This is a genomic window from Duganella sp. SG902 (assembly GCF_013376005.1).
Classification (GTDB): Bacteria; Pseudomonadota; Gammaproteobacteria; order Burkholderiales; family Burkholderiaceae_D; genus Rugamonas.
Map to the genome: position 1 here is coordinate 34,901 of NZ_JABMJK010000017.1, position 24,212 is coordinate 59,112.

A 24,212-nucleotide genomic window follows, 5' to 3' on the forward strand; every position below is an offset into this window, starting at 1 on the left:
GCGATTCGGGTAGAAGAGGTGTAATTACCCTAAAGAATCAACAGTTTATCACAGCAACTAATTCAGCGCTTACACGCTAATGGAGAGGGAGTTGACCAGCCCCATGTCATAGGAGCTTGAGACGACCGTGCTGGCCAGATTGGGATTGGTTTTCAGCAATTCCGCCCAGTTGGCGGATGCCTGTTCAGACAAGGCGCTGCTGAAGGTGCCAGCGCTGTTGTAGATGCCGGACGCGGCCGGGTTGGTGGCCAGCGTCGAGACGATCCCCTGGTCCAGCGCCTGCTGCGCCGTGGTGGAAGTGTCAACATTGCTGCCCTCTTCCGGCACGCTGACCGGCTCCTCCACCGTCCCTGCCTGCTGCAGCGCGGTGAGCAGGCCGCTCGGCGTGTACACCGTGGCGCCGGTTGAGCCGCCCAGCGAAGCCACCACCGCCGACTGCGCCGACAAGCTCACCGCTTGCGACGACAACGCCGCGGCCGACGACGCCGGGGAGACGGTCGGAACATACGGCTGGTAGGCCGCATTGGAGGTAACGGTGTTGAGCGAGACGGTCATGATGTCTTCAATATAGCACTAAACCGGGCGTTTTGTAGGCGCCCGGTTTAGTTACAGAAAACGCAATCAGATCTTGCCGGCGTCGTGATCGCGTTTGACCCGGTCTTCGTGACGCTCCACTTTTTCCTCATGGCGGGCCAGCTTGGCTTCCTGCTTGTCCGCCTTGTGGTTGGCGATCACCTTCTGGTCATGCCGGAGTTCATGCTTTTCCTGCTTGATGGCATGCTGCTCGTCGCGGCGGGCCTGATCCAGCTGCCTGGCGCCTACCAGGTCACCTTTCTTGAGCTCGGCATGCTCGGCGCGGGCCAGCGCATTGCGCTCCTGCTTTTCCGCGCGCAGCTGTTGCTTGTCGGCGGCCACTTCGCCTTTCTTCTCCGCGATCACGGCATTGTCGTGCTTGATCTCGCGGGTGTCCTGACGGATCTGTTGCGTGTCCTGGCGAATCTGCGCGTTGTCTTGGTGAACCTGGGCCACTGGTGTCTGCGCAAATGCGGCAGCGCTGATCATCGAAAGCAGGCCGGTCATCATCAGAGTTTTGGTTTTCATGGCGGTGTTCCTTTTCTTGGGTTGGCAGATCGCTGTTCAAATCAGCGTTCTTGAGCATTCAACGCGACAGCCGCGTCGCGCGACGACCAAAGTTCCGTAAGAAAAGTTACGAGTTGTATCCAGCAAGTGACTCGGCCAATCCACGCTGCCAGCCGCTGGCCTGCGCGTGGTTCCACACCAGCGCCACATGCTCCACGCATTCGAAGGCGCGATCGACGACTTCAATGCGGCGCAACTCGCTATCGGCCAGCGCGAAGTCCGGCAGGTAAGCCAGCGCCTCGCCGGATTTCACCAGCGCCAGCAACAGTTGCAGGTCATCCGCCCAATAGCGGATCTTGCGCGGCTGTTGATCATCGCGCCAGCCGTCGGAACGCGCGCCGCGCCGCATGCCGCAGAACAGCGAACGCGGGGGACAGGCGAAGTCGTGCTTCAGCACTTCGCTGGTCTTCACCTTCAGCTTGCGCGCCTTGGCCAACGGATGCAGCCTGCCCGCCATCAGGTGCAGCGTGATGCTGCCCAGCGGAGTCACCGTCCATTGGTCCGACCAATGCTCGCCGCGACCTTCGATCACATCGTTGGTGACGATGGCTCCGTTGATATCGCCACGCGCCAGGGCGGCCAGCGCCTCGTCTTCAAACATCGCCTGCATGCGCAGGCTGGCTTCCGGATACGCGCTCAAGGCTTGCGACAGCATCGCGCCATGCCGCCACAGCAAAATAGCCGGCCCGCCGATGCGGCAATCGATCGCGGCCTGCTCGCCCATCAGGTCGGCCTTGGCCTGGTCGGCCAGCGCCAGCAGCGTCTGCGCGCGGTCCAGCAACAATTGGCCGCTGACGTTCAGCACCAGTTGCTTGCCACTGCGGTCGAACAGCGGCTTGCCCAGCACATCCTCCAGTCGCTTGAGCGCTTTCGACACGGCGGACGGCGTCAAATGCATCTCCCGCGCCGCCGCGCCCAGCGAAGGCTGCCGCGCGGCGCTGACGAAGATGCGCAAGTCGCTGAGATTCATGGTTTCCTGATGGGATACAAAAGATGAATTTAAGTTGCTTTACTGGATACGACGGTCATCTTACCATTCCGGAACTATGATGAAACGATCGACTTACCGCAAGACGGCGCTGCTTGCATTGCTGCTGGCTGGCAGCGCCAACGCCGCCGACCTCACCTACGGCGAGCACGGCATGGCGCTGTTCGGCGGCAAGGACGGCCTGTACGCCTCGCACCTGCCGATGTTCCATGCGCCGCATGACTATCAGGTGATCCTGCAAGTGCACGTGGCCGATCCCGCCACCGACGCCGCGTTGCGCCAACGCCTCGATGGCAAGACCGTCCTGTGGACCATCGCGCCGGAAAAGTTCGAACTCTCGCGCCTGGCGCCACAGGCGCCCGCGCCGCTCAAGCACTTCAAGGCGGATCTGGTGTCGGGCCATTTCGAACAAGGCGGCAAGACGCAGTATGCGGCGGCGACCATCGTGATCGACCAAGTGCTCATGTTCCGCAAGCTGTCGCCAGAGACCCGCGTTAGCGGCACCGCCACCTACATGCAGATCGGCGGCGGCAAACAACGCTACCTTGTGAAGCGGATCGACAGCCGCCCGGACTACGACCACATCCTGTCCTACAGCGCGACGCCGCGCGCATCGGCCGAATCCATCACCCTCATCAAACAAGGCCTGCGCGAGCCGACGCCTGCGGAAATCGCCACCGCCCTCCACATCCGCCGCGACGCCATCAAGGGCACCATCTACTACTATACGGACGACCTCAAGTAACCCAAGATAGCGCCACAAGCTAAAGCAGCGCCTCAGCAAATGGCTCGACAGGTAATTTGGTCGGATTCGGCGGTCTAAGATCTAGGCACTTCACGCCATGCTGGCGCCGGCCTTGGTGAGCAGCTCACGAAGAATGGAGCGATGACAGTGCGATTCGTCTTCGCAGTAGCAGCCGACGGAGAAATTGCTTTGATGCGATAGCGTCGCCAGCAGCGCGATAGAGTGAGCGGCTTCGGGCTCGGCCATTTCCGCTTTGTACTTGCGGGCAAAACTGTTCCATTGCGCCGGCGTCTCGGCGTGCAAGCCTAGCTGCATCGTCTCCGCGCTGGGCGACAAGTTCGGATACCACACATCGTACCAATTGTCTGAAGCGAACCTGGTCTTGGGCACGCCACGCGGCGGACGGCGGACCGTTCCGATGCGCACGCCCTCGTCCTCCACACGCTCCGTCCCCAGCCGCACCACACGTATCGCCATGCTCGCCTCTAGTTGATGATTTCGCCCATGCCCTCTGCAACGCGGCTCCTGAGATTCTGGATGAATTCAGCATCGAACAGTTCCCAGCTGTCGAGCTCCCCGACAACTTTCAACGGCGACGCCGACCGATACGATCGCGTTGGATTGCCGGGGAACTTCTTGTCGGTGACATTGGGATCGTTCTCGAACTCCCCTGTCGGCTCAACGATGTAGACGCGCGGCCTGCCATCCCCCTTCGCCATTTCCGCAGCAAGTCCCGCCCCCTTGGGCAGTGCCGTGAAATAGATGTGGTTCATCACCACGCTGTTGTCGTAGTTGGACCTGAAACCGGCCGTCAAAAGATCGCCGACCTGCAGATCAGCCTTCGTCCCATGGTAAAACGGTCCAGTATCTAAAACGGCCATACGTTCCCTCCGACTGTTAGCGAGCACGTTCAATTATCTGATAAAAAAGTCACGCACAGAGACCTAACGTTGAACTTAACAGAATGCTGTATCGGGAATCCGGTGTCACATGGGTTTCGGCACATTGCCCGACTCGCCCTCGGCGCGCGCGAGCACAAGTTCGTAGACACGCAGATCGGCCTCGGAAAAGCAGCAGAAAATCACGTCGCCCTCAAACTGTCCGGCGCGCACGGTCGCCACCGCGGTCTCGGCAGCCTGCTCGACAGGATAGCCGTAAATGCCGGTGCTAATGCTGGGGAAGGCAATGCTACGCGCTCCGTTCGCCACCGCCAGCTCCAGCGCGCGCCGGTAGCAGGAGGCCAGCAGTTGCGGCTCTCCCTGATCGCCACCCCGCCACACCGGCCCGACAGTATGGATGACGTGCCCGGCTGGCAGCCGGTAGCCCTTGGTGATTTTAGCGTCGCCCGTTTTGCAGCCACCGAGCAGCCGGCATTCCTGCACCAGCTCCGGTCCCGCCGCGCGATGGATGGCGCCATCCACACCTCCGCCGCCAAGCAGCGACGAATTGGCGGCGTTGACAATAGCATCGACCGCCAGCGTGGTGATGTCCGCTTTGATCGCTTTCATGCTTACCCGTTCATTTTGTGACATCGATATGATTAAAAAAGATCACTGGTACCAACGTCAACATGCCAGATAACGACAATGAGGGCAAGTTAATGATGGTAGAATTTGCAATATTTTTCTCTATCCGAGATATGCATCCAACTGAACTCCAATTGATTCAACTTGCGCGGCAGGTCGGTGGGATGGCGCAGCAGGCGGCGGGGGCTTATCAGCAGGCGCAGTCGGCGTTGCGGCTGGAGCGTCTGTTTATGCTCGAGAGCGTCGCGACCGAGGAAGGTACGCGCGAGGCGCTCGATACGGTGGCCAGGCTCGCGGAGCTGCATCAGGTGCATCAGCAGATGTTCGCCAGGTTTGTACCGGCGGCGATGAAGCAGATCACGGAGGCGATCGCGGCGCTCCCAGCCGATAAGGCGCGCGAGTACGAGCAAGGCTTGATTCCATCGGTGAACCGCACGCTGACCGAGCAGGCGGAGTTTTACGCTAATCGCGATCGCTGGATCAACGCGGTGCGCGAGATGTTCACCATCGTTGAGAAGAATCGCGATGTCATCAGTGTGCACGACGGCCAGCTGATGTTCCATGACGATGATGTGATCGACCGCTACGAGGCCGCGCGGCAGGTCATGAACGATATCCACGCGTATGAGCTCGCGCACGTGCAGGAGAAGATGGCGCGCGCGGCGGCGTCCAGTGCTTACCTGGCGGCGCTGGAGCGTGGCGCAAAACTGTAGGGTATGGCTTGCGTTCTATGGATTCCGGCCTTCGCCGGAATGACGGCGGTAAAAAAACGGGACCGTGATGGTCCCGTTTGCTTTTACTCGGCGGTGGCGGCGGCTTTTTTGGACGCCGCTTTCTTTGCCGCCGGTTTCTTGGCCACGGCTTTTTTCGCCGCCGGCTTTTTCACCGCTGCCGCCGCTTTTTTGGCCGGCGCCGCTTTTTCCTCGCCGCCGTCGTCCGCGGCCGCGACGGCCTTGCCTTTGGCCGGCGCTTTGGCTTTGCGCTCTTCAAACTCGAAGCTGATCTTGCCGTCCTTGCCCTTTACCAGGAAGGCCTTGAACGGACGGCGCGTGCGCTGCGAGATGAAGCCCGGCAGCAGGTCGGTCTTGCCTTCGTTGAGCAGCTTGGCCATCTGCTCCGGCAGAATCTCCTGTTGCAGGATGATGCGGCCGCTGCGGAAGTCGCAGGTCTTCGGCTTGGCCACGCTGTGTTCGCACACGTACGCCAGACCCATCTCGTACACGCCGCCGTTGCACTTCGGGCACGGGCCCAGCGGCGTCTGCTCGGTGAAGTCCACCGGTTCCGAATCTTCCGAATCGTCGTTCTGGCCGAAGTCGAATTCCAGCTTGAAGTTGTTGATGTCCTCGTCGCGCACGATGCGCAGGATGGCGGCGAACGGACGGCCCATCTTGGAGCGGAAACCCTGCAGCGGACCGATGGTGCGGTCCTTCAGCAGTTGTTCCACTTCCTCGATTTCAAACTGGCGCCCGCCCGGCGTTTTGCTCATCGAGAAATCGCACTTGGTGCAGGCGAAGCGGCGATAGTTTTCCTTCACCACGCCGCCGCAGTTCGGGCACGGCGTGCGCATGGTGTGGTAGTCGCCCGGAATGGTGTCGTTATTGTATTCCTTGGCGCGCTTGACAATCACCTGGGTCATCTGCGCGATCTCACGCATGAACTCGTCACGCGAGATCTTGCCCTTCTCCATCTGCGACAGCTTGTATTCCCACTCGCCGGTCAGCTCGGGCGCGGTCAGCTCGTTCACGCCCAGGCCGCGCAGCAGCGTCATCAGCTGGAAGGCTTTGGCGGTCGGCATCAGTTCGCGGCCCTCGCGCAGCAGATATTTCTCGGTCAGCAGCCCCTCGATGGTGGCCGCGCGCGTGGCTGGCGTGCCCAGGCCTTTGCCGGCCATGGCGTCGCGCAATTCGTCGTCCTCCACCAGCTTGCCCGCGCCTTCCATGGCCGACAGCAGCGTCGCCTCGGTGTAGCGTGCCGGCGGCTTGGTGACCAGGCCGTTGGCGTCCACCCGGTCGGTCAGCACCTTCTCGCCCTTGGCGACCGGCACCAGGCTCTTGTTGTTGCCTTCCTTTTCATTGTCGTCGCTGTCGGCTTCCTTGCCGTAGATGGCCAGCCAGCCCGGATTGGTCATCACCTTGCCCTCGGTCTTGAAGGTGTGGCCCGATACTTCGGTGTAGCGGGTGGTGACCTGGAACTCGGCGGCCGGGAAGAACACCGCCATGAAGCGGCGCGTCACCAGGTCGTACAACTTCTGTTCCGGCTCGGACAGGTTCTTCGGCGCGATGGTGGTCGGGATGATCGCGAAGTGGTCCGAGATCTTGGTGTTGTCGAAGATGCGCTTGTTCGGCTTGACCCAGCCCTTGTCGAGGATCTGCTTGGCGAACTGGTGGTAGTTGTTATTGCCCTTCACCACCTCCAGCGTCTGCTTGACGGTGTCCAGATAGTCTTCCGGCAGGAAGCGCGAATCGGTACGCGGGTAGGTCAGCACCTTGTGCTTTTCGTACAGCGCCTGCGCCAGGCCCAGGGTGTTCTTGGCCGAGAAGCCGAAGCGCGAGTTGGCCTCGCGCTGCAGGCTGGTCAGATCGAACAGCGCCGGCGCCATCGAGGTGGTCGGCTTGGCCTCCTCGGTGACGTTGCCCTGCTTGCCGCGCACGGCCAGCGCGATGGAGTCGGCCGCGGCCTTGCTCCACAGGCGCTCGGCGCGCTTCTCGGGATCGGTCTCGTCCTTCTTGAACTTGGTGTCCAGCCAGCGGCCTTCGTACACGCCGGCGGCGCAGACGAACTCCGCGCGCACCTCCCAGTAGTCGCGCGGCACGAATTTCTTGATCTTCTCTTCGCGCTCGACCACGATCGACAGGGTCGGCGTCTGCACGCGGCCCACGGTGGTCAGGTAGAAGCCGCCCTCCTTCGAGTTGAAGGCGGTCATGGCGCGGGTGCCGTTGATGCCGATCAGCCAGTCCGCCTCCGAGCGGCAGCGCGCGGCGTCGGCCAGCGGCATCATTTCCTCGTCGCTGCGCAGGTGGGCGAAGCCGTCGCGGATGGCGGCCGGCGTCATCGATTGCAGCCACAGGCGCTTGACCGGCTGCTTGGCCTTGGCGTTCTGCGCGATCAGGCGGAAGATCAGTTCACCTTCGCGGCCCGCGTCGCATGCGTTGATCAGGGTGTCGACATCCTTGCGCTTGATGAGCTTGTTCAGCACCTTGAGGCGCGCCTCGGTCTTGGCGATCGGGTTGAGCGCGAAATACGGCGGGATCATCGGCAGGTGCGCGAAGCTCCATTTGCCGCGCTTGACGTCGTGCTCTTCCGGGACGGCGATTTCCAGCAGGTGACCGACGGCGGAGGACAACACGTACTCGTCGGATTCAAAGTACTCATCGTGCTTGGTAAAGCCGCCTAGCGTCTTCGCGATGTCGTTCGCGACAGAAGGCTTCTCGGCGATGATGAGGGTTTTGCTCATATTTTAGTATCTCGTTTTTAACACTTGGGGGAAACAGCATGCGCATCATACATGGATCGCGGGGCAAGCTGCACGTTTCCGTCACAGTCTTGTCAAAGCGCCAATAATAAGCGGATTGCCGATCGAATCGCAAGCCTACAACAACTCCGCGCCGATTATGGCGTGATTTGTTGCTCAGAGGGAAATTTTATCGGACGTTAATGCAACAGGCGGGGCGCCTGGTCCTCGTCCGAGCCGAACAAGTCGTCGAACATCAGGGCGTCGGGTTCCTTGCCCTGGCTCCAGAGCAACATCAGCACGATGACCTTGAGTTTGCCCAGCGAGACCGGCGCCTCGTCCAGCGCCAGCGCGCGCTCGACCACGATCTCGCGTTGCAGCGGAGACAATACCTTGGCCGACTCGAGGAACTGGATGAAGCCGATGGCGGCGCCGCCCAGTGCGTCGGTTTCCTCTTCCACGTAGAAGCGGGTGCCGGTGGAGGCGGCGGTCAGCGAGTGTTCAACCCCGGCCATGGCGGTCAGGTCGGTGAGCCAGACCAGCGCCTCGGAGATCTCGACATCGTCAAAACCGACAGCCGACAGCTTCTTGGCCAATGCCGCCGGTTCAGGGCAGGCATCGGGACGGTAATAAGTCTCGTAGAGATAAACAAGGACGTCGAACATGGCTCTACTCTATCAGTTAAAACGAATCGGAGACAAGTGCTGTTCATGCCCGCAGCCTTTGAAACATTCCGCCAGGCAACCGTTCCAGCAGGCCGGCCAGCTCCAGCGCCAGCAACTGCCCCTGCAGCTCGCCCGGTGGCTGGTTCAGGTGGACGGCCAGCACCTCGCCCTGCACCGGGTCGCACCCCATGGCCTCCAGCACACGGTCGACAAAGCTGTCGTCCAGCGCGGGCCGGCCGCCGGCCTCGCCGTCCGCCAGCATTTGCATGTCCGCCAACACATCGGCGCCGGATTCCACCAGCCGCGCGCCCTCGCGGATCAGCTGATGACAGCCTTTGGACAGTGTCGCATGAATCGATCCCGGCACGGCGTACACATCGCGCCCCTGCCCGGCCGCCAGCCGCGCGGTGATCAGCGAGCCGGACTGCGCGGCCGCCTCCACCACCAGCACGCCGCGCGACAGGCCGCTGATGATGCGATTGCGGCGCGGGAAATTGTCGCGCGACGGCGGCGTGCCCAGCGCGCACTCGCTAATTAAACAACCTTCTTCGGCGATGCGGCGCGCCAATGCGCCGTTGCGGGCCGGATAGATGCGGTCGATGCCGGTGCCCAGCACCGCCACCGTGCTGCCGGGCCCGCTCAAGCCGCCCAGGTGGGCGGCCGCGTCGATCCCCAGGGCCAGCCCCGAGACCACCGTCAGATCGGCCTCCGACAAGGTTTGCGCCATCTCCTGCGCGTTCAGCACGCCCTGGCGGCTGGCGTTGCGCGAGCCCACCACCGCCACCGCGCGCCGGGGCAGCAGCTCGACGCGGCCTTTGACGTACAGCAGCAGCGGCGCGGCCACGATGTGGCTCAGGTATTCCGGATAATCGGGATGGCCGAACGGCAGCAGGCGGTTGCCGGGCTGCGCCTGCCAGGCCTGCATGAGGTCCAGCCAGCGTTCCAGCTCGGCGGCCGGGACGCCGGCGGGCGCGGCCAGCAGGGCGTCGGCCTGGCGGCTGGCGACGACCTCCAGCAAGGCGGCGCGGCTGGCCGCGAAGATGGCGCCGGGGCTGCGGAAGCGTTCCAGCAGCTTGTGCGCGGTCAGCAGGCCGACGCCGCCGGTCTGTTGCAGACGCAGCCAGTCCGCCAGCACTGGCCTGCTCACTTCGCTTGGGGTATCCGTGGCTTGCACGGCGCGGGTCACTCCGGCGACTTGGCGACGTCGCCCACTTCCACCGGCGCGGTCACCTGCATGATCAAGCCGTAGGAAATATGCTTGAACGTGCGGAAGATAAACAAGCTGCCCACTTCCTCATCCGGCAGCTTGACCTGCTGCTCGCGCCCGAACCAGCCGCTCTTGGCCGTGGAATCGCTCACAGTTCTTCCCGCATGGTACAGCTGCAGCACGGCGCCGACATCGAGCCCGTCAAGCTTTCCGCGATTAATGCTGACAATCTGGTTCTGGCCGGCGTGCGTCACGCCGCCATAGATCGCCACCACGCGCGCGTCCACCGGCCGCTCGGGCGGATGGGGCGCGTAGTTTTGCAACGGCGTCGGCGGCACCGCGCGCAGTTGGTCGCCCTTGCCCATCTCCTGGCTGGCGGTGGCCACGGTGAAGGTGTGCACATCGACGCCGGGCTTGGCCTCGGCCTGCAACTTCAGCGTGCCGAGGTAGAACGCCTCGTAGCCGATCACCTGCCTGGTGACCGGGTCCTTCAGCGCGGCGCCGGGACGGAACACCTGGAACGCGCTGTTGCCCTGCAAGTCGCCGCGCACATAAGCCTTGTCGCCCTTGCCGAGGAACACGCGGCCCTCCTGTGTGGCGACGATGCGCGGCGCGCCTTTCAATTCGTCATCCTCGATGATGAGCGGCTGGGTCAGGAACGGTTCGATCACGCCGGGCGGGATGGAGGGAACGGCGTCCCGGCCCAGCCCCTCGGTGCGCACGCGCGGTTCCAGCTTCTGGGTGGACGGATCGTTCAGGCCGTCGGCCAGTTGCTTGCCCAGCCGCAGGCGCCCGGCCGCGCGGTCGAACCAGATGATCTGGCCCGGATAGATCCAATGCGGGTTGGCGATTTCATCGCGGTTCATGCCCCACACCGTGGGCCAGCACCACGGCTTTTGCAGGAAGGTGCCGGAAATGTCCCACAGGGTATCGCCCTTGACCACCACATGCTGGTCCGGCGCGTCCGGACGGAATTCGCACTTGAGGGGCGCGGCCGAGGCGGCCGGGGCGGCGGTAAACAGGGCGGCCAATGCTAAGCGGGTACTGACTGTGCTAAAATTTTTCATTAATAGATCCAGTAAGTGCGCCGCAAGCACACGGCAGCAGAGCGGTAAAGCTTGCCAAATTGAATCAAATTCTGCCCATAAAACCCTGAACTAGCAAGCGAAACCGCGCACCGCAAACCCGCGTGGTTACAGGGCCTTAGCAAGGCATCCACATAGTTTTCACTTAGTCATCATGGCAATTTTAAATATTCTGCGTTACCCCGATCCGCGCCTGCACAAGATCGCCGCGCCCGTCACCAAGTTCGACGAGCGCCTGGAAAAGCTGGTGGCCGACATGGCCGAGACCATGTACGACGCGCCCGGCATCGGCCTGGCCGCCACCCAGGTGGACGTGCACGAGCAAGTCATCGTGATCGACATCACTGAGGACAAGAGCGCGCTGACCGCCTTCATCAATCCGGAAATCCTGTGGAGCAGCGACGACAAGCAGCTGTACGACGAAGGCTGCCTGTCGGTGCCGGGCATCTACGACGGCGTCGAGCGTCCGTCGCAAGTGAAAGTGCGCGCCTACGACGTCAAGGGCCAGCCGTTCGAGGTGGACGCCGACGGCCTGCTGGCCGTGTGCATCCAGCACGAGATGGACCACCTGCAAGGCAAGGTGTTCGTCGAGTATCTGTCGCCGTTGAAACGCAACCGCATCAAGACCAAGCTGCAGAAGGAAGAGCGCGGCATGCAGCGCGAAGCCCAGCTGCGTGCGCAAGGCCGTCGCTACTAAACCATGAAAGTCATCTTCGCCGGCACCCCGGAGTTTGCCGCCGTGGCCCTGCAGTCGCTGCACGAGGCCGGTTTTGAGATCCCGCTGGTGCTCACCCAGCCCGACCGCCCCGCCGGCCGCGGCATGCAGCTGCAACCGTCGGCGGTGAAGCAGTACGCGCTGTCGAAGGGCATCGAGGTGCTGCAGCCGCTATCGCTGCGCGTGGACAGCAAGGACCCTCAGCGCGCCGAGGAAGCCAGGGCCGCGCATCAGCGCCTGCTGTCGACGCCCTACGACGTGATGGTGGTGGCGGCCTACGGCCTGATCCTGCCGCGCAGCACGCTGGACATCAAGCCCTGCCTCAACATCCACGGTTCGCTGCTGCCGCGCTGGCGCGGCGCCGCGCCGATCCATCGCGCCATCGAGGCGGGCGACAAGGAAACCGGCATCACCATCATGGAGATGGAGGAGGGCCTGGACACCGGCCCCATGCTGCTGATCGAAAAAGTGGCGATCGAGGACAGCGACACCACCGGCAGCCTGCACGACAAGCTGGCCGCGCTGGGCGGCAGGATGATCGTCGAAGCGCTCAACAAGTACCGCCACAACCAGCTGGAAGCCGTGGTGCAGCCGGAGCAAGGCGTCACCTACGCGGCCAAGATCAGCAAGGAGGAAGCGGCGCTGGACTTCTCGCAACCGGCGCTGGAGATCGACCGCAAGATCCGCGCCTTCAATCCCTTCCCCGGCGCGCACGGCACGGTCAACGGCTTCCACGTCAAGCTGTGGGGCGCGCAAGTGGTGGAAGGCGGCAACGCGCCGGCCGGCACCGTGCTGTCGGCCGACGCGCAGCATGGCATCGTGGTCGCGTGCGGCGCCGGCGCGCTGCGCTTGACGCAGTTGCAGAAGCCGGGCGGCAAGCGTCTGCCCGCGGCCGAATTCATCAAGGGCTTCCCGCTCGAAGGCCAGCGCTTCAGCTGAAAATTTAGCGGTCTCAAGCACGATCGCCGCAGATTCGTTATGATGGATTAATGCCCGGCACATTTGAAGCCGGGCCTTATACTCAAAGGGAATAGGCATATGAGCGACGTGATCAATCACCTCAACTGGCGCTACGCCACCAAGAAATTCGACCCATCGAAAAAGCTGGATGAAGAGAAGCTGAACCGCATTCTCGAAGCCATCCGCCTGACGCCAACCTCGAGCGGCCTGCAGCCGTTCGAGGTGTTCGTCGTGAAGAACGACGGCCTGCGCGCCAAGATCCGCGAAGTGGCGTGGGGCCAGTCGCAAGTGACCGACGCCTCGCACCTGCTGGTGTTCGCCGCCTGGGACAACATCACCCCGGCCCGCATCGACGCGGCCTTCGATTACACCAACGAAGTGCGCGGCTTCATCAACGAAGGCTGGGAAGCCTACCGCAAGCAGCTGCACGGCATCGTCGCCGCGCGCGGCGACGCCGCCAACTTTGACGCCGCCGCCCGCCAGGCCTACATCGGCCTGGGCGTGGCGCTGGTGGCGGCCGCCGCCGAAGGCGTCGACAGCACGCCGATGGAAGGCTTCGATCCGGCCGCCGTCGACCAGATCCTGGGCCTGAAAGAGCGCAACCTGCGCAGCGTGGTGATCCTGCCGCTGGGCTATCGCCAGCCGGAAGGCGACTGGCTGGTCAACCTGAAAAAGGTGCGCCGCCCACGCGAGAAATTCGTGACCGAACTGGTTTAATCGACCAGCGGGATGACACGGTCGCCGTCCGCCGGCTTGCAGCCGTCGGCGACCGGCGTCCAGCCGCGATGAATGACGATCTGCTTATCATCGTGGCATAGCTCCACGCGCTCGCTTTGCGGAAAGCGGGCGCGCACAAAATCCTCTATCGTGGTTGGCAGGCTGATGCGCAGTTGCAGCGCGGCGCGATCCGCATCCGGGTGATCGTCCAGATGCAGCAGCGGCACGAAGTACGATGCCAGCATCCAGAAGCGCGAGCCCACTTCCACCGGCTGCGGCGCGTACTGTTCATCGCGCAGCCAGGCTTGCGCACGTTCCCGCAAATCCTCGCCATCGGCCAGACCGCCCCACCCCGCCGCCAGCATCTCGATCAGCCATTGATTGCAATTCTGGTAGCGCAGGCTGTAGGCGTAGGCGTTGGCGCTGTATTGCGCAGCCAACAGGTGCAGCGCGCGCCGCGTGTCGAGCACTGCGGGCCGCAGCGCCAGCGCCGCTTGCGGCGGCAGGCGCACGATGCTCAGGTAGCCGAGATTGGCATCGTCGGTGCCCATGGCGAAGCCGGCCATGCCCTGGTCGTAGATGCGCGGGCGGCCTTCATCGCAGGCGTAGTAGAGCTGGCGCGCCGACCAGACGCCCTGCTCGGAACGCCACGCCACGGCGGCATGCGAGTAACGGATGTGGAAGCGCGACAGATCCAGGCCGGACCGGCTGAGCAGCGCCACGCTTTCATCGGTGGCGGCCAGTTCGTCGCGCAGCACGGCGGCGAAGCGCAACAGGCGATCCTGCTCGGCGGCGCTCAGTTCATGCGAGCGGTCGCAGAAGCGCGCGGAAGAAGCGTGGGCCGCGCCGGCGCTGACAAGCAGGCACAGCAGCAGCGCGAGGCGTCGCTTCAAAGGCTCAGCGGACGGGAGCCCAGCTCGCCATACCACTCATCGGCCAGCACCAGGTAGAACGGCTGACGGTTGTCGGCGCGGCCGAACTCGATGCCATAGACGCGGTTGTGCGCATACATGGCGTCGCCAACCGCCAGCCGCTGCTGATCGAAAGTCGATTGCGGCAGGTCGAGCACAACGCGTTGCTCCGGGTTATCGGCCTGCATGGTGACGCGGGTGCGGCCGACGCGCTCCGGCGTGGCGGCGATCTGGATGATGCGGTAATCGCCATCGGCCACGCGGCGGCCGTTGTTCGAGCTGTTGCTGGAACTGGACAGCGAATCGGACACGCTGCCGCTGGACGCCGAGCTGGCGCTCGATGCCGACGACGCCAGACTCTCCGCCCGCGCATGCAGGGCCAGGCCCAGCGCGGCGACAATAGTGATCAAACGCAAAGAGATTTTCATCAACACTTCCTCAGCTCGAAAAATGACGAATTTTACGCCACAAAAAGGTGACGCGTAGAAAGCAAGGCCGGCCGCGTGTGGCCGAAGTCATGAAAACCAACTTCGGGGTCAATGCCGGCAACTGGACAACGCGCGGGTAGCGGCGGCCTGCGCGATCATCCAGTCGTGCAAGCGCAGCGCGTCGATGCCCTGCGTGGCGCGCGTATGCAGCCAATAGGCGTAATCGCAGCCGGTGGCGGGCTGCTTGCTGGCTAGTGCCAGCCGCCCTTGCGCCAGCAGGTCGCACACCAAAGGCAAGCGCCCCAGCGCCACGCCCTGCCCCGCCAGCGCCGCCTGCACCACCTGATCGTACTGATTGAACCGCAGCACGCCGCGCGGCTTGCCGCGCCCGGCGCCAGCCGCGCGCAGCCATGCCGGCCATTGCAGCCAAGGGCGTGACGCGTCATCAAACTCCAGCAAGGTGTGTCCGCGCAGTTGCTGTTCAATCGCCTCCACGCCCAGCGACGGGTGAGCCACCGCCACCAGCGCCTCCTCAAACAGGCGCAGCGCGCCCGCCGGCGCATCCTGCGGGCGGCAATAGCGGATCGCCATATCGATCTGCTCGCGCTCCAGATCCGCAAAGCGGTTGCTGGCCGCCACGCGCACATCGACTCCCGGCGCGGCCTGCTGGAAAGCGTTGAGGCGCGGCAGCAGCCACAAGGCCGTCACGCCGATGCTGGCACTGATCGTGACGACCGGCCTTGCTTCGCCGGGCCGCAGCGAATCAATCACCTCGCCAAGCTGCTCCAGCATCGCATCGGCGCTACGGAACAAACGCCGGCCCTCGCCGGTGAACTCGATCGAGCGATAACCGCGCACCAGCAGCGGATAGCCAAGAGCAGCCTCCAGCGCCTGCACCTGCCGGCTCAACGCCGACTGCGTCAGGCACAAATCCTGCGCCGCCAGGGTGATACTCATGCGCCTGCCGACTGCGACAAAGCTTCGCAGCAAGTCCAGCGGCGGCAGGTCAAGGAGTCGGTCGGGCATAAGCCAATGTATCACATGCTCACAGGGAATGCGAAAGCGTCCGAAATACCGTTTGAGCGCGCCAGTCCGATGCGATTCAATGGGCAGCACCTACACCACGGAGCAAGCCATGACACCCGCCATCGCCACCACACTGGAATACCTCTGCCCGACTTCACAACGTCCGCACACGTGGATGTGCCCACCACCCGACGGCCAACCGGTGGAGAACGCCGACTACGTCCGCAAACCCGTCACCATCCATGATGCGCGCGCCGCCGCCACCTCGCTGGAGCGCGAAGGCTACACCCTGCGCCACGCCCCCACCGCGCTGGACGACTTCCAGAACAAGAGCGACATCGTGCGGCGCTACTACCCCGAGATGGCGCAACTGGCGCTGTCCGTCTCCGGCGCCAGCGCAGCCTTCGTATTCGACCACCTGGTGCGCGAGCGCCAGCCGGGGCCGCCGCAAGCGTTCGGCCGCATCCAGGGCCACCGTCCCGGCGCGGCCGGCCGCGTGCACTGCGATTTCACCGCCGCCTCGGCACAGCGCCGGCTCACGCTGGAACTCGGCCCGCGCGCGGTGCAGGTGCGACGCTACGCCATCCTCAACCTGTGGCGTTCGACCCGCCATCCGGTGCTGGACGCCCCGCTGGCCATGTGCGACGCGCGCAGCGTGGCCGCCGGCGACCTGGTCGCCAGCGACATTCACTATCCCGACCGCACTGGCGAAATCTACCAATTGCTGCATAATCCTGCTCATGCATGGTCCTACTTCCCGGCCATGACGCGCGACGAGGTGCTGATCTTCAAACAGTTCGATTCCGCGGCAGCGGCCTGCCACACGCCGCACGCCGCCTTCGAACATCCCTTCACACCGCCGGACGCGCCGCCCAGGGTGAGCATTGAAATCCGTTGCCTGCTGATTTATGCCTAGGAGAGCGCCATGAAAGAAATCGCCTGCTGGTTCGACTTCGCCAGCAACTACAGCTACCTGAGCGTGCTGCGGCTGGCGCGGCAAAAAGACATCGCCGTGAACTGGAAGCCGTTCCTGCTGGGGCCGATATTCAAGCAACAGGGCTGGGACAACTCGCCATTTGTGCTGCAGAAGGACAAGGGCGACTACGTCTGGCGCGACATGCCGCGCGAATGCGCCAAGTACGGCCTGCCATGGCGCCAGCCATCCGAATTCCCGCGCCGCTCGCTGCTGGCGGCGCGCGTGGCCCTGCTGGGCGAGCATCAACCGTGGATGGCCGAGTTTTGCGCGCGCGTGATGCTGGCCAACTTCGAGCATGACGAGGACATCGGCGACGAAACCGTCATCGCCGCCATCCTCACCGGCATCGGACTGGACGCCGGCGCCCTGCTGGCCGCCGCCCAGTCGGCCGACAACAAAGCCCGCCTGCGCGCCCGCGGCGAGGAGGCCAAGGCCTTGCACATCTTCGGCGCCCCCACCTTCTTCGTCGGCCCCGAAATGTACTGGGGCAATGACCGCCTTGAAGATGCCCTAGCGTTGGCCAGCCGTCGCTAACCGCGCGCGGTAGCGTTCCATATAGACGCGTAAAACTTGACTAATACGCTTCGAGCATTCGGGCTCAGGAAGGGTAGAGTTAAACCATTCATAAATATCACTGTCGACAACCACGCTGTTTTTTTCAACCAATGGTCCAATTCTTCGTGCTTTGGCGAAGAACTCCTCGCCAAGCTCAGGAATATCACTAAAATCAATATCCTCGCCCATATCGCCTCTCCTCAAACGTTGACGCTTTCCGGGCCGAAATAATTCTCGTCGTATCAGCGTCTCGACTTACAAATACGACCGCCAGCAATCGCGCTCCCGAAAAGCCAATCGCGACGTAACGATCCTCGTCCGATGAACCCTCCACATCGAAATAAACTACAGGGAAGTCATCAAACACACGTTTTGCCTCATCAAAGCTCACGCCATGCTTCTTTATATTGCTTTGGTTTTTGCGCTCGTCCCATACGAATTTCACGGCCGCTCCATTCAAGTATAGAGCGCGGCAGGGCGCGCACCTTTGGATGGTGTGCGCTAAAGCGATGATGCTTTTTGAGGTCGCGCAGAAGAGTGAAACAGCAGATTGTTGCGGCGATGCCTCCCTTGGCTGAAGCTTATTCAGCAATGCCGTATAATCTCAGACCGCCCTCTGCCACGGGCGCGCCTTCCACGACCTTAGAGATATCAAATGAATAACACCGTGTCCCATACCGTCATGTCCAAGACCGATGCGCAGCTGCGTGAGATCCTCGCCCGCCGCATCATGATCCTCGACGGCGCCATGGGCACCATCATCCAGCAGTACAAGCTGGACGAAACCGCCTATCGCGGCGGCCCCAACGGTAGATTCATCGACTTCGCCGCGCCAGCCGGTTCCGGCGCGCGCGAACTGTTCGTGAAGGGCAATAACGAGCTGCTGACCCTGACCCAGCCGCACGTGATCCAGGAGATCCACGAGCGCTACCTGGCCGGCGGCGCCGACATCATCGAGACCAACACCTTCGGCGCCACCTGGATCGCCCAGGACGACTATTACATGGGCGAACTGGCCTATGAGATGAACGTGCAGGCGGCCAAGCTGGCGCGCGCCGCCACCGCCAAGTACAGCAGCGCCGACAAGCCGCGCTTCGTCGCCGGCGCGCTCGGCCCGACGCCCAAGACCGCCTCGATCTCGCCCGACGTCAACGACCCGGGCGCGCGCAACATCACCTTCGACCAGCTGGTGGACGCCTACTACGAACAGACCAAGGGCCTGATCGACGGCGGCGTCGACCTGCTGCTGGTGGAAACCATCTTCGACACGCTGAACTGCAAGGCCGCGCTGTTCGCCATCGACAAATACTACGAAGACCACCCGGCCCAGGAACGCCTGCCGCTGATGATCTCCGGCACCGTGACCGACGCCTCCGGCCGCATCCTGTCCGGCCAGACCGTGCCGGCCTTCTGGAACTCGGTGCGCCACGCCAAGCCGCTGACCATCGGCCTCAACTGCGCGCTGGGCGCGGCGCTGATGCGCCCCTACGCCGAAGAGCTGTCGCAGATCGCCGACACCTACGTCTGCATCTACCCGAACGCCGGCCTGCCCAACCCGATGAGCGACACCGGCTTCGACGAACTGCCGGCCGACACCTCGGCCCTGCTGAAGGAATTCGCCAAGGCGGGCTTCATCAACGTGGCCGGCGGCTGCTGCGGCACCACGCCCGACCACATCAAGGCCATCGGCGAGATCCTGGCCAGCGTGCCGCCGCGCACCGTGCCGCAAGTGCCGGTCGCGCAGCGCCTGTCGGGCCTGGAGCCATTCACCATCGATGACGACTCGCTGTTCGTCAACGTTGGCGAGCGCACCAACGTCACCGGCTCCAAGGCCTTCGCCCGCATGATCCTGAACGAGCAGTACGACGAGGCGCTCAGCGTGGCGCGCCAGCAGGTGGAAAACGGCGCCCAGGTCATCGACATCAACATGGACGAGGCGATGCTGGACTCGCAGGCCGCGATGACCCGCTTCCTCAACCTGATCGCCTCCGAGCCGGACATCTCGCGCGTGCCGATCATGATCGACTCGTCCAAATGGTCGGTGATCGAGGCCGGCCTGAAATGCGTGCAGGGCAAGTCCATCGTCAACTCCATCTCGATGAAGGAAGGCGAGGAGGAGTTCATCCGCCAGGCCAAGCTGTGCCGCGCCTACGGCGCCGCCGTCATCGTCATGGCCTTCGACGAAAAAGGCCAGGCCGACACCTTCGAGCGCAAGATCGAAATCTGCGGCCGCGCCTACAAGGTGCTGACCGAGAAGGTCGGCTTCCCGCCGGAAGACATCATCTTCGACCCGAACATCTTCGCGGTCGCCACCGGCATCGAGGAACACAACAACTACGCGGTGGACTTCATCAACGCCACCCGCTGGATCAAGGAAAACCTGCCGCACGCGAAAATCTCGGGCGGCGTGTCCAACGTCTCGTTCTCGTTCCGCGGCAACGACCCGGCGCGTGAGGCCATCCACACCGTGTTCCTGTACCACGCCATCAAGGCCGGCATGACCATGGGCATCGTCAACGCCGGCATGGTCGGCGTCTACGACGACCTGGAGCCGGAACTGCGCGAGCGCGTGGAAGACGTGGTGCTGAACCGCCGCGAGGACGCCACCGAACGCATGATCGAATTCGCCGGCACGCTGAAGGCCGGCGCCGGCAAGCAGGAAGCGGCCACGCTGGAATGGCGCAACGGCCCGGTCGAAAAGCGCCTGGCGCACGCGCTGGTGCACGGCATCACCCAGTTCATCACCGAGGACACGGAAGAAATGCGCGCCGCCGTGGCGGCCAAGGGCGGCCGTCCTATCCACGTGATCGAAGGTCCGCTGATGGATGGCATGAACATCGTCGGCGACCTGTTCGGCCAGGGCAAGATGTTCCTGCCGCAGGTGGTGAAATCGGCGCGCGTGATGAAGCAGGCAGTAGCGCATCTGATCCCGTTCATCGAAGAAGAAAAGGCCGAGGAAGAACGCCGCACCGGCATCGTCGCCAAACCGAAGGGCAAGATCGTCATCGCCACCGTGAAGGGCGACGTGCACGACATCGGCAAGAACATCGTCTCGGTGGTCCTGCAGTGCAATAACTTCGAGGTCGTGAACATGGGCGTGATGGTGCCGGCCTCCGAGATCCTGGCCAAGGCCAAGCTGGAGAACGCCGACATCATCGGCCTGTCCGGCCTGATCACGCCGTCGCTGGAAGAGATGGCCCACGTGGCCAAGGAAATGCAGCGCGACGAGCACTTCCGCATGCTGAAGATCCCGCTGCTGATCGGCGGCGCCACCACCAGCCGCGCCCACACGGCGGTGAAGATCGCCCACAACTACGACGGCCCGGTGGTGTACGTCCCGGACGCGTCGCGTTCGGTGTCGGTGGCGCAGTCGCTGTTGACGCCGGAGTCGCGCGAGCAGTACATCGCCGAACTGGAGCAGGATTACGAGCGCATCCGCGAACAGCACGCCAACAAGAAAGCGCTGCCGATGCTGCCGCTGGCCGAGGCGCGCGCCAACAAGATGAAGCTGGCGTTCGCGCCGGTCAAGCCGAAGTTCATCGGCCGCCGCGAATTCAGGAACGTCGACCTGGCCACCATCGCCAAATACATCGACTGGGGTCCGTTCTTCCAGACCTGGGACCTGGCCGGCCCCTTCCCCGCCATCCTGACCGACGAGGTGGTGGGCGAAGCCGCCACCAAGGTGTTCGAGGAAGGCCAGGCCATGCTGAAGAAGCTGATCGATGGCCGCTGGCTGACCGCCAACGGCGTCATCTCGCTGCTGCCGGCCAACTCGGTCAACGACGACGACATCGAAATCTACACCGACGATACGCGTTCGACCGTGGACTTCACCTACTACGGCCTGCGCCAGCAAGGCGTGAAGCCGGTGGTCGATGGCGTGCAGCGCCCCAACCAGTGCCTGGCCGACTTCATCGCGCCCAAGGACAGCGGCATCAAGGATTACATCGGCATGTTCGCCGTCACCGCCGGCCTCGGCATCGAGAAGCACGAGAAGCGCTTCGAGGATGCGCATGACGACTACTCGTCGATCATGCTGAAGTCGCTGGCCGACCGCCTGGCCGAGGCGTTCGCCGAATACCTGCACGAGCGCGTGCGCACCGACCTGTGGGGCTACGTGGCCGACGAGAAGCTGAGCAACGAGGAACTCATCGGCGAGAAATACCTTGGCATCCGTCCTGCGCCAGGCTACCCGGCCTGCCCGGAGCACACCGTCAAGCGCGAGATGTTCAACACCATGCAGGCGGGAGAGATCGGCATGGAACTGACCGATTCGTTCGCCATGTATCCGGGCGCGGCGGTGTCCGGCTTCTACTTCGCGCATCCGGAATCGAAGTACTTCGTGGTCGGCAAGATCGGCGACGACCAGGTCAGCGACATGGCCGCGCGCCGCGGCGTCGACAAGGCCGAGCTGGAACGCTGGCTGGCGCCCAACCTCTCCTGAGTTGAACTTTTTGCATGCCTTGCCTGACTAAGTAGAACACCGCCAGCCGGCGGCATCTACTTGGGAGGCAATATGGCAAACAATCCATCCGTCAAACGCTGGCAGGACCAGCTGATCCTGCTGCTGGGCCTGTGGTTCTTCATCACGCCGTGGGTGTTCGGCTATCCGATTCCATCGATACAGGCGTGGACCGCCTTCATCTCGGGCGCGGTGATGGTGCTGCTGGCGGCGTTCGACCTGTACAAGACCTACTTCTGGGCCGTGGTGCTCAACCTGCTGGTGGGGATTTGGGTGGCGGTGTCACCATGGGTGCTGCGCATCGAGGACAACACCGAGTTGATGTGGAACTCGCTCATCGTCGGCATCGCCGTGGCCGTGCTGGCGCTGTGGGAGATGCGGACCGATCCGGAGCTGGTCAAGCACTGGCCGGGTGCCGGCCACGCGACCTGAGCCCGTCGTTCCGGCGAAGGCCGGAACCCATGGAACGCATGCGCTACCTCAACGCACGCGTTCCATGGATTCCGGCCTGCGCCGGAATGACGATGGGTCGTCAGAGCGCGTAGCGCACCACGTTGTCGCTCCATTCAAACGCGGCCATCTCCAGCTCCACCAGCTCATCGGTGGACATGGCGAGGTCGCGCAGGGTGGGCACGATGTGGCTGTCCATCTCCTCGATGCGCTCGATGCATTCGACCAGCTTGAGCAGGTCGCCAAAGAAGCCGGCCCGGTGCAGCAGCGCGCCGCGCACCTCGTCGCTGACCGGGATCTGCTCCAGGATCTCCGCCATGGAAATGCCGAACAGCGTGTCCATCAGCGACATGATGCCGACCGTGAACGCGATATCGGCCGACTCGCGCTGGCTCGGCCGCAGCTTGCCGGCCAGCAGCTCCAGCAGGCGGCCGCGGGTGGTGGCCAGCATCAGCAGCGGGGTCATGCTGTGGCCGCGCTTGCTCGGCTCGGCGTACAGCATGATTTGCAGCCAGCGCTGCAATTGACGGCGGCCGAGGATGGTCACGGCCTGGCTCAGCGAATCGATGCGCTGGCGCGCGCCCACCGCCGGCGTGTTCACCAGGCGCAGCAGGTTGAGCGCCAGCGACACGTCGCGCTTGATGGCGCGTTCGATTTCCTGGTTGTCGGCATCCGAGGTGACCAGCGTCATCAGCTCCATCACCGCCAGCTGCGACGGCGACAGCTTCTTGCCGCTCATGATGACCGGCTTGGAGAAGTAATAGCCCTGGAAGTAGTCGAAGCCCAGGTCCAGGCAATTCTTGAATTCCTCGCGCGTTTCGACCTTTTCCGCCACCAGCTTCTTCTTGTCCTGACGGAAACGCGGCGCCAGCTTGCTCAGCGACGACAGCGGGATATTGCGCATGTCCATCTTGACGTAATCGACCAGCGGCAGCAGCGCCAGCACGTCCGGATTCTCGCCGGTGACGTCGTCCAGCGCGAAGCTGAAGCCATGGCCCACCAGCTCGCGGATGCGCGCCAGCACCGCCGGCGTGGCCGGCATGCTGTTGATGATCTCCAGCACCACCTTCTCGCGCGGCAGGAAGGGGAAGATGTCGCTCATGATGACGCTGGCGTCCACATTGACGAAACCCATCGCGTCGCCGATGGTTTTCTCCATGCCAAGCTGGGACGCATGGGCGATCACGGCCGCCGTGGCGGTCAAATCGTTGGTGACATGCGCCGGCCCGACCGGCGCGTTGCGGAATAGCAACTCGTAGCCGAACAAGGCCTGGGTGCGGTCCAGGATGGGCTGGCGGCCCAGGTAGAACTCGCGCACGCGCAAGCTGAGCGGACCGGTGTCATGTAGAGTTAGATCGATCATTTGCCTATTTTGACAGCAATGGACGGCTGTGTCTTGCAAAATTAAATCAATCTGGCGCTTGCGGCACCCCGTCGATAAACAGCTTGAGTTCGCCGGGCAGGAAGGCGGTCCAGCGCTCGTTGGTGGTCAGCGGCTGGGTGACGATGATGGCCACGCGGTCGTTGGGCGTGGTGACCTGGGCGAAATCCACGCTGACGTCCTCGTCGGACAGCTTGGCGGTGTCGAACGGATGCTGGCGCACCAGGTAGAACAGATTGGTCGAGCAGTGGGCGAACAGCTCGCCGCCCGAGGACAGCAGCATGTTGAAGGTGCCGTGGGTGGCGATCTCGTGCACCAGCGAGCTCAGCACCGAGCGCAGTTGCGCCAGCGGCGGGCGCGTCTCGCCGAAACGGGCGCGCAGCTGCTGCAGGATGTAGCAGAACGCCCGTTCGCTGTCGGTGGTGCCGACCGGGCGGAAGGCGCCGTTCAGCATGGGCGCGAATTCCTTGAGGTCGCCATTGTGGGCGAACACCCAGTACTGCCCCCACAGCTCGCGCACGAAGGGGTGGCAATTCTCCAGCGCCACCTGGCCCTGCGTGGCCTTGCGGATGTGGGCGATGACGTTGGTGGATTTGATCGGGTAACGCTTGATCAGCTCGGCGATCGGTGAGGCGATGGCCGCCTGGTGGTCGACGAAGTGGCGCACGCCGGCGCCCTCGAAAAAGGCGATGCCCCAGCCGTCGTGGTGGGTATCGGTGTGGCCGCCGCGCATGGCGAAGCCGGTAAAGCTGAACACAATGTCGGTCGGGACATTGCAGTTCATTCCTAGTAGTTGGCACATGGCGTGATTATAACCACGCCAT

General features: G+C 63.4%; 26 protein-coding genes. 9 read left to right on the forward strand and 17 right to left on the reverse strand.

What is annotated here, in order from left to right; genetic code table 11:
- Window positions 1-69 precede the first annotated feature (69 nt).
- The 3 genes from FHW83_RS25865 to FHW83_RS25875 form a co-directional block, all read right to left on the reverse strand.
- Window positions 70-555 carry a hypothetical protein gene (locus FHW83_RS25865; RefSeq protein ID WP_176649244.1) on the reverse strand — a complete coding sequence of 162 codons (486 nt, stop codon included), beginning with the start codon at window positions 553-555 and terminating at the stop codon, window positions 70-72.
- A gap of 66 nt (window positions 556-621) precedes the next feature.
- Window positions 622-1,101 (reverse strand): hypothetical protein, encoded by a 480-nt coding sequence (locus FHW83_RS25870; RefSeq protein WP_176649245.1) that lies wholly within the window; start codon window positions 1,099-1,101, stop codon window positions 622-624.
- A 106-nt stretch (window positions 1,102-1,207) separates the two neighbouring features.
- Window positions 1,208-2,110, reverse strand: coding sequence for a LysR family transcriptional regulator (locus tag FHW83_RS25875; protein ID WP_176649246.1), 903 nt, complete (start codon window positions 2,108-2,110; stop codon window positions 1,208-1,210).
- Window positions 2,111-2,189: 79 nt separating this feature from the next.
- Here FHW83_RS25875 and FHW83_RS25880 point away from each other — a divergent pair, with 79 nt between their 5' ends.
- Complete coding sequence (locus FHW83_RS25880) at window positions 2,190-2,873, forward strand: hypothetical protein (RefSeq protein WP_176649247.1); 684 nt, start codon at window positions 2,190-2,192, stop codon at window positions 2,871-2,873.
- Between the two features lie 90 nt (window positions 2,874-2,963).
- Here the strand turns inward: FHW83_RS25880 and FHW83_RS25885 are convergent, their stop codons facing one another.
- The 3 genes from FHW83_RS25885 to FHW83_RS25895 all read right to left on the reverse strand — a co-directional run bounded on the left by FHW83_RS25885 (window position 2,964) and on the right by FHW83_RS25895 (window position 4,381).
- Window positions 2,964-3,350 carry a DUF488 domain-containing protein gene (locus FHW83_RS25885; RefSeq protein ID WP_176649248.1) on the reverse strand — a complete coding sequence of 129 codons (387 nt, stop codon included), beginning with the start codon at window positions 3,348-3,350 and terminating at the stop codon, window positions 2,964-2,966.
- A gap of 8 nt (window positions 3,351-3,358) precedes the next feature.
- Window positions 3,359-3,754, reverse strand: a complete 396-nt coding sequence (arr, locus tag FHW83_RS25890) for an NAD(+)--rifampin ADP-ribosyltransferase (RefSeq protein ID WP_176649249.1) — start codon at window positions 3,752-3,754, stop codon at window positions 3,359-3,361.
- Between the two features lie 105 nt (window positions 3,755-3,859).
- Window positions 3,860-4,381, reverse strand: coding sequence for an O-acetyl-ADP-ribose deacetylase (locus tag FHW83_RS25895; protein WP_229224367.1), 522 nt, complete (start codon window positions 4,379-4,381; stop codon window positions 3,860-3,862).
- A gap of 62 nt (window positions 4,382-4,443) precedes the next feature.
- Here FHW83_RS25895 and FHW83_RS25900 point away from each other — a divergent pair, with 62 nt between their 5' ends.
- Window positions 4,444-5,112 (forward strand): hypothetical protein, encoded by a 669-nt coding sequence (locus tag FHW83_RS25900; protein WP_176649251.1) that lies wholly within the window; start codon window positions 4,444-4,446, stop codon window positions 5,110-5,112.
- Between the two features lie 83 nt (window positions 5,113-5,195).
- Here FHW83_RS25900 and FHW83_RS25905 read toward each other — a convergent pair whose 3' ends face one another.
- From FHW83_RS25905 to FHW83_RS25920, 4 genes are all read right to left on the reverse strand, one after another.
- Window positions 5,196-7,853 carry a DNA topoisomerase III gene (locus FHW83_RS25905; RefSeq protein WP_176649252.1) on the reverse strand — a complete coding sequence of 886 codons (2,658 nt, stop codon included), beginning with the start codon at window positions 7,851-7,853 and terminating at the stop codon, window positions 5,196-5,198.
- 197 nt (window positions 7,854-8,050) lie between these two features.
- Window positions 8,051-8,515 (reverse strand): DUF494 family protein, encoded by a 465-nt coding sequence (locus tag FHW83_RS25910; protein WP_176649253.1) that lies wholly within the window; start codon window positions 8,513-8,515, stop codon window positions 8,051-8,053.
- Between the two features lie 43 nt (window positions 8,516-8,558).
- Window positions 8,559-9,689 (reverse strand): DNA-processing protein DprA, encoded by a 1,131-nt coding sequence (gene dprA, locus FHW83_RS25915; protein WP_373997272.1) that lies wholly within the window; start codon window positions 9,687-9,689, stop codon window positions 8,559-8,561.
- Window positions 9,690-9,697: 8 nt separating this feature from the next.
- A complete protein-coding gene (locus FHW83_RS25920) occupies window positions 9,698-10,789 on the reverse strand; it encodes a LysM peptidoglycan-binding domain-containing protein (protein WP_176649255.1) in 1,092 nt (363 codons plus the stop codon).
- A gap of 172 nt (window positions 10,790-10,961) precedes the next feature.
- On the opposite strand from FHW83_RS25920, the gene def reads away from it, so the two are divergent.
- The 3 genes from def to FHW83_RS25935 all read left to right on the forward strand — a co-directional run bounded on the left by def (window position 10,962) and on the right by FHW83_RS25935 (window position 13,199).
- A complete protein-coding gene (def, locus tag FHW83_RS25925) occupies window positions 10,962-11,504 on the forward strand; it encodes a peptide deformylase (protein WP_176649256.1) in 543 nt (180 codons plus the stop codon).
- A 3-nt stretch (window positions 11,505-11,507) separates the two neighbouring features.
- Window positions 11,508-12,461: a methionyl-tRNA formyltransferase gene (fmt, locus tag FHW83_RS25930; protein WP_176649257.1), complete on the forward strand. Its 954-nt coding sequence runs from the start codon at window positions 11,508-11,510 to the stop codon at window positions 12,459-12,461.
- Between the two features lie 99 nt (window positions 12,462-12,560).
- Window positions 12,561-13,199, forward strand: a complete 639-nt coding sequence (locus tag FHW83_RS25935; RefSeq protein WP_176649258.1) for an NAD(P)H-dependent oxidoreductase — start codon at window positions 12,561-12,563, stop codon at window positions 13,197-13,199.
- On the opposite strand, the gene FHW83_RS25940 is transcribed toward FHW83_RS25935, so the two are convergent.
- The 3 genes from FHW83_RS25940 to FHW83_RS25950 all read right to left on the reverse strand — a co-directional run bounded on the left by FHW83_RS25940 (window position 13,196) and on the right by FHW83_RS25950 (window position 15,564).
- A complete protein-coding gene (locus FHW83_RS25940; RefSeq protein WP_176649259.1) occupies window positions 13,196-14,092 on the reverse strand; it encodes a DUF2145 domain-containing protein in 897 nt (298 codons plus the stop codon). The genes FHW83_RS25935 and FHW83_RS25940 overlap by 4 nt on opposite strands.
- Window positions 14,089-14,538, reverse strand: coding sequence for a hypothetical protein (locus tag FHW83_RS25945; protein ID WP_176649260.1), 450 nt, complete (start codon window positions 14,536-14,538; stop codon window positions 14,089-14,091). Before FHW83_RS25945 ends, FHW83_RS25940 begins: the two co-directional genes overlap by 4 nt.
- 108 nt (window positions 14,539-14,646) lie before the next feature.
- Window positions 14,647-15,564, reverse strand: a complete 918-nt coding sequence (locus FHW83_RS25950) for a LysR substrate-binding domain-containing protein (RefSeq protein WP_176649261.1) — start codon at window positions 15,562-15,564, stop codon at window positions 14,647-14,649.
- 79 nt (window positions 15,565-15,643) lie between these two features.
- Between FHW83_RS25950 and FHW83_RS25955 the strand changes: the two genes are divergently transcribed.
- Both FHW83_RS25955 and FHW83_RS25960 read left to right on the forward strand, forming a co-directional pair.
- Window positions 15,644-16,480: a CmcJ/NvfI family oxidoreductase gene (locus FHW83_RS25955; protein ID WP_229224368.1), complete on the forward strand. Its 837-nt coding sequence runs from the start codon at window positions 15,644-15,646 to the stop codon at window positions 16,478-16,480.
- 9 nt (window positions 16,481-16,489) lie between these two features.
- A complete protein-coding gene (locus FHW83_RS25960) occupies window positions 16,490-17,074 on the forward strand; it encodes a 2-hydroxychromene-2-carboxylate isomerase (RefSeq protein WP_176649262.1) in 585 nt (194 codons plus the stop codon).
- Here the strand turns inward: FHW83_RS25960 and FHW83_RS25965 are convergent.
- Entirely contained in the window at window positions 17,051-17,284 is a 234-nt protein-coding gene (locus tag FHW83_RS25965; protein ID WP_176649263.1) for a hypothetical protein, read from the reverse strand. The two genes, FHW83_RS25960 and FHW83_RS25965, sit on opposite strands and share 24 nt — an antisense overlap.
- On the reverse strand, window positions 17,268-17,540 hold the full coding sequence (locus FHW83_RS25970; RefSeq protein WP_176649264.1) for a BrnT family toxin: 273 nt from the start codon (window positions 17,538-17,540) through the stop codon (window positions 17,268-17,270). Before FHW83_RS25970 ends, FHW83_RS25965 begins: the two co-directional genes overlap by 17 nt.
- 237 nt (window positions 17,541-17,777) lie before the next feature.
- Between FHW83_RS25970 and metH the strand changes: the two genes are divergently transcribed.
- Entirely contained in the window at window positions 17,778-21,539 is a 3,762-nt protein-coding gene (gene metH / locus FHW83_RS25975; protein WP_218106453.1) for a methionine synthase, read from the forward strand.
- 72 nt (window positions 21,540-21,611) lie between these two features.
- Window positions 21,612-21,989, forward strand: a complete 378-nt coding sequence (locus FHW83_RS25980) for an SPW repeat protein (protein WP_176649266.1) — start codon at window positions 21,612-21,614, stop codon at window positions 21,987-21,989.
- Window positions 21,990-22,089: 100 nt separating this feature from the next.
- Here FHW83_RS25980 and FHW83_RS25985 read toward each other — a convergent pair whose 3' ends face one another.
- Window positions 22,090-23,370, reverse strand: coding sequence for an EAL and HDOD domain-containing protein (locus FHW83_RS25985; RefSeq protein WP_176649267.1), 1,281 nt, complete (start codon window positions 23,368-23,370; stop codon window positions 22,090-22,092).
- A 46-nt stretch (window positions 23,371-23,416) separates the two neighbouring features.
- The gene (locus tag FHW83_RS25990; RefSeq protein ID WP_176649268.1) at window positions 23,417-24,190 is read right to left on the reverse strand and encodes a class II glutamine amidotransferase; all 774 of its coding nucleotides are present in this window, start codon (window positions 24,188-24,190) and stop codon (window positions 23,417-23,419) included.
- Window positions 24,191-24,212: the final 22 nt, after the last annotated feature.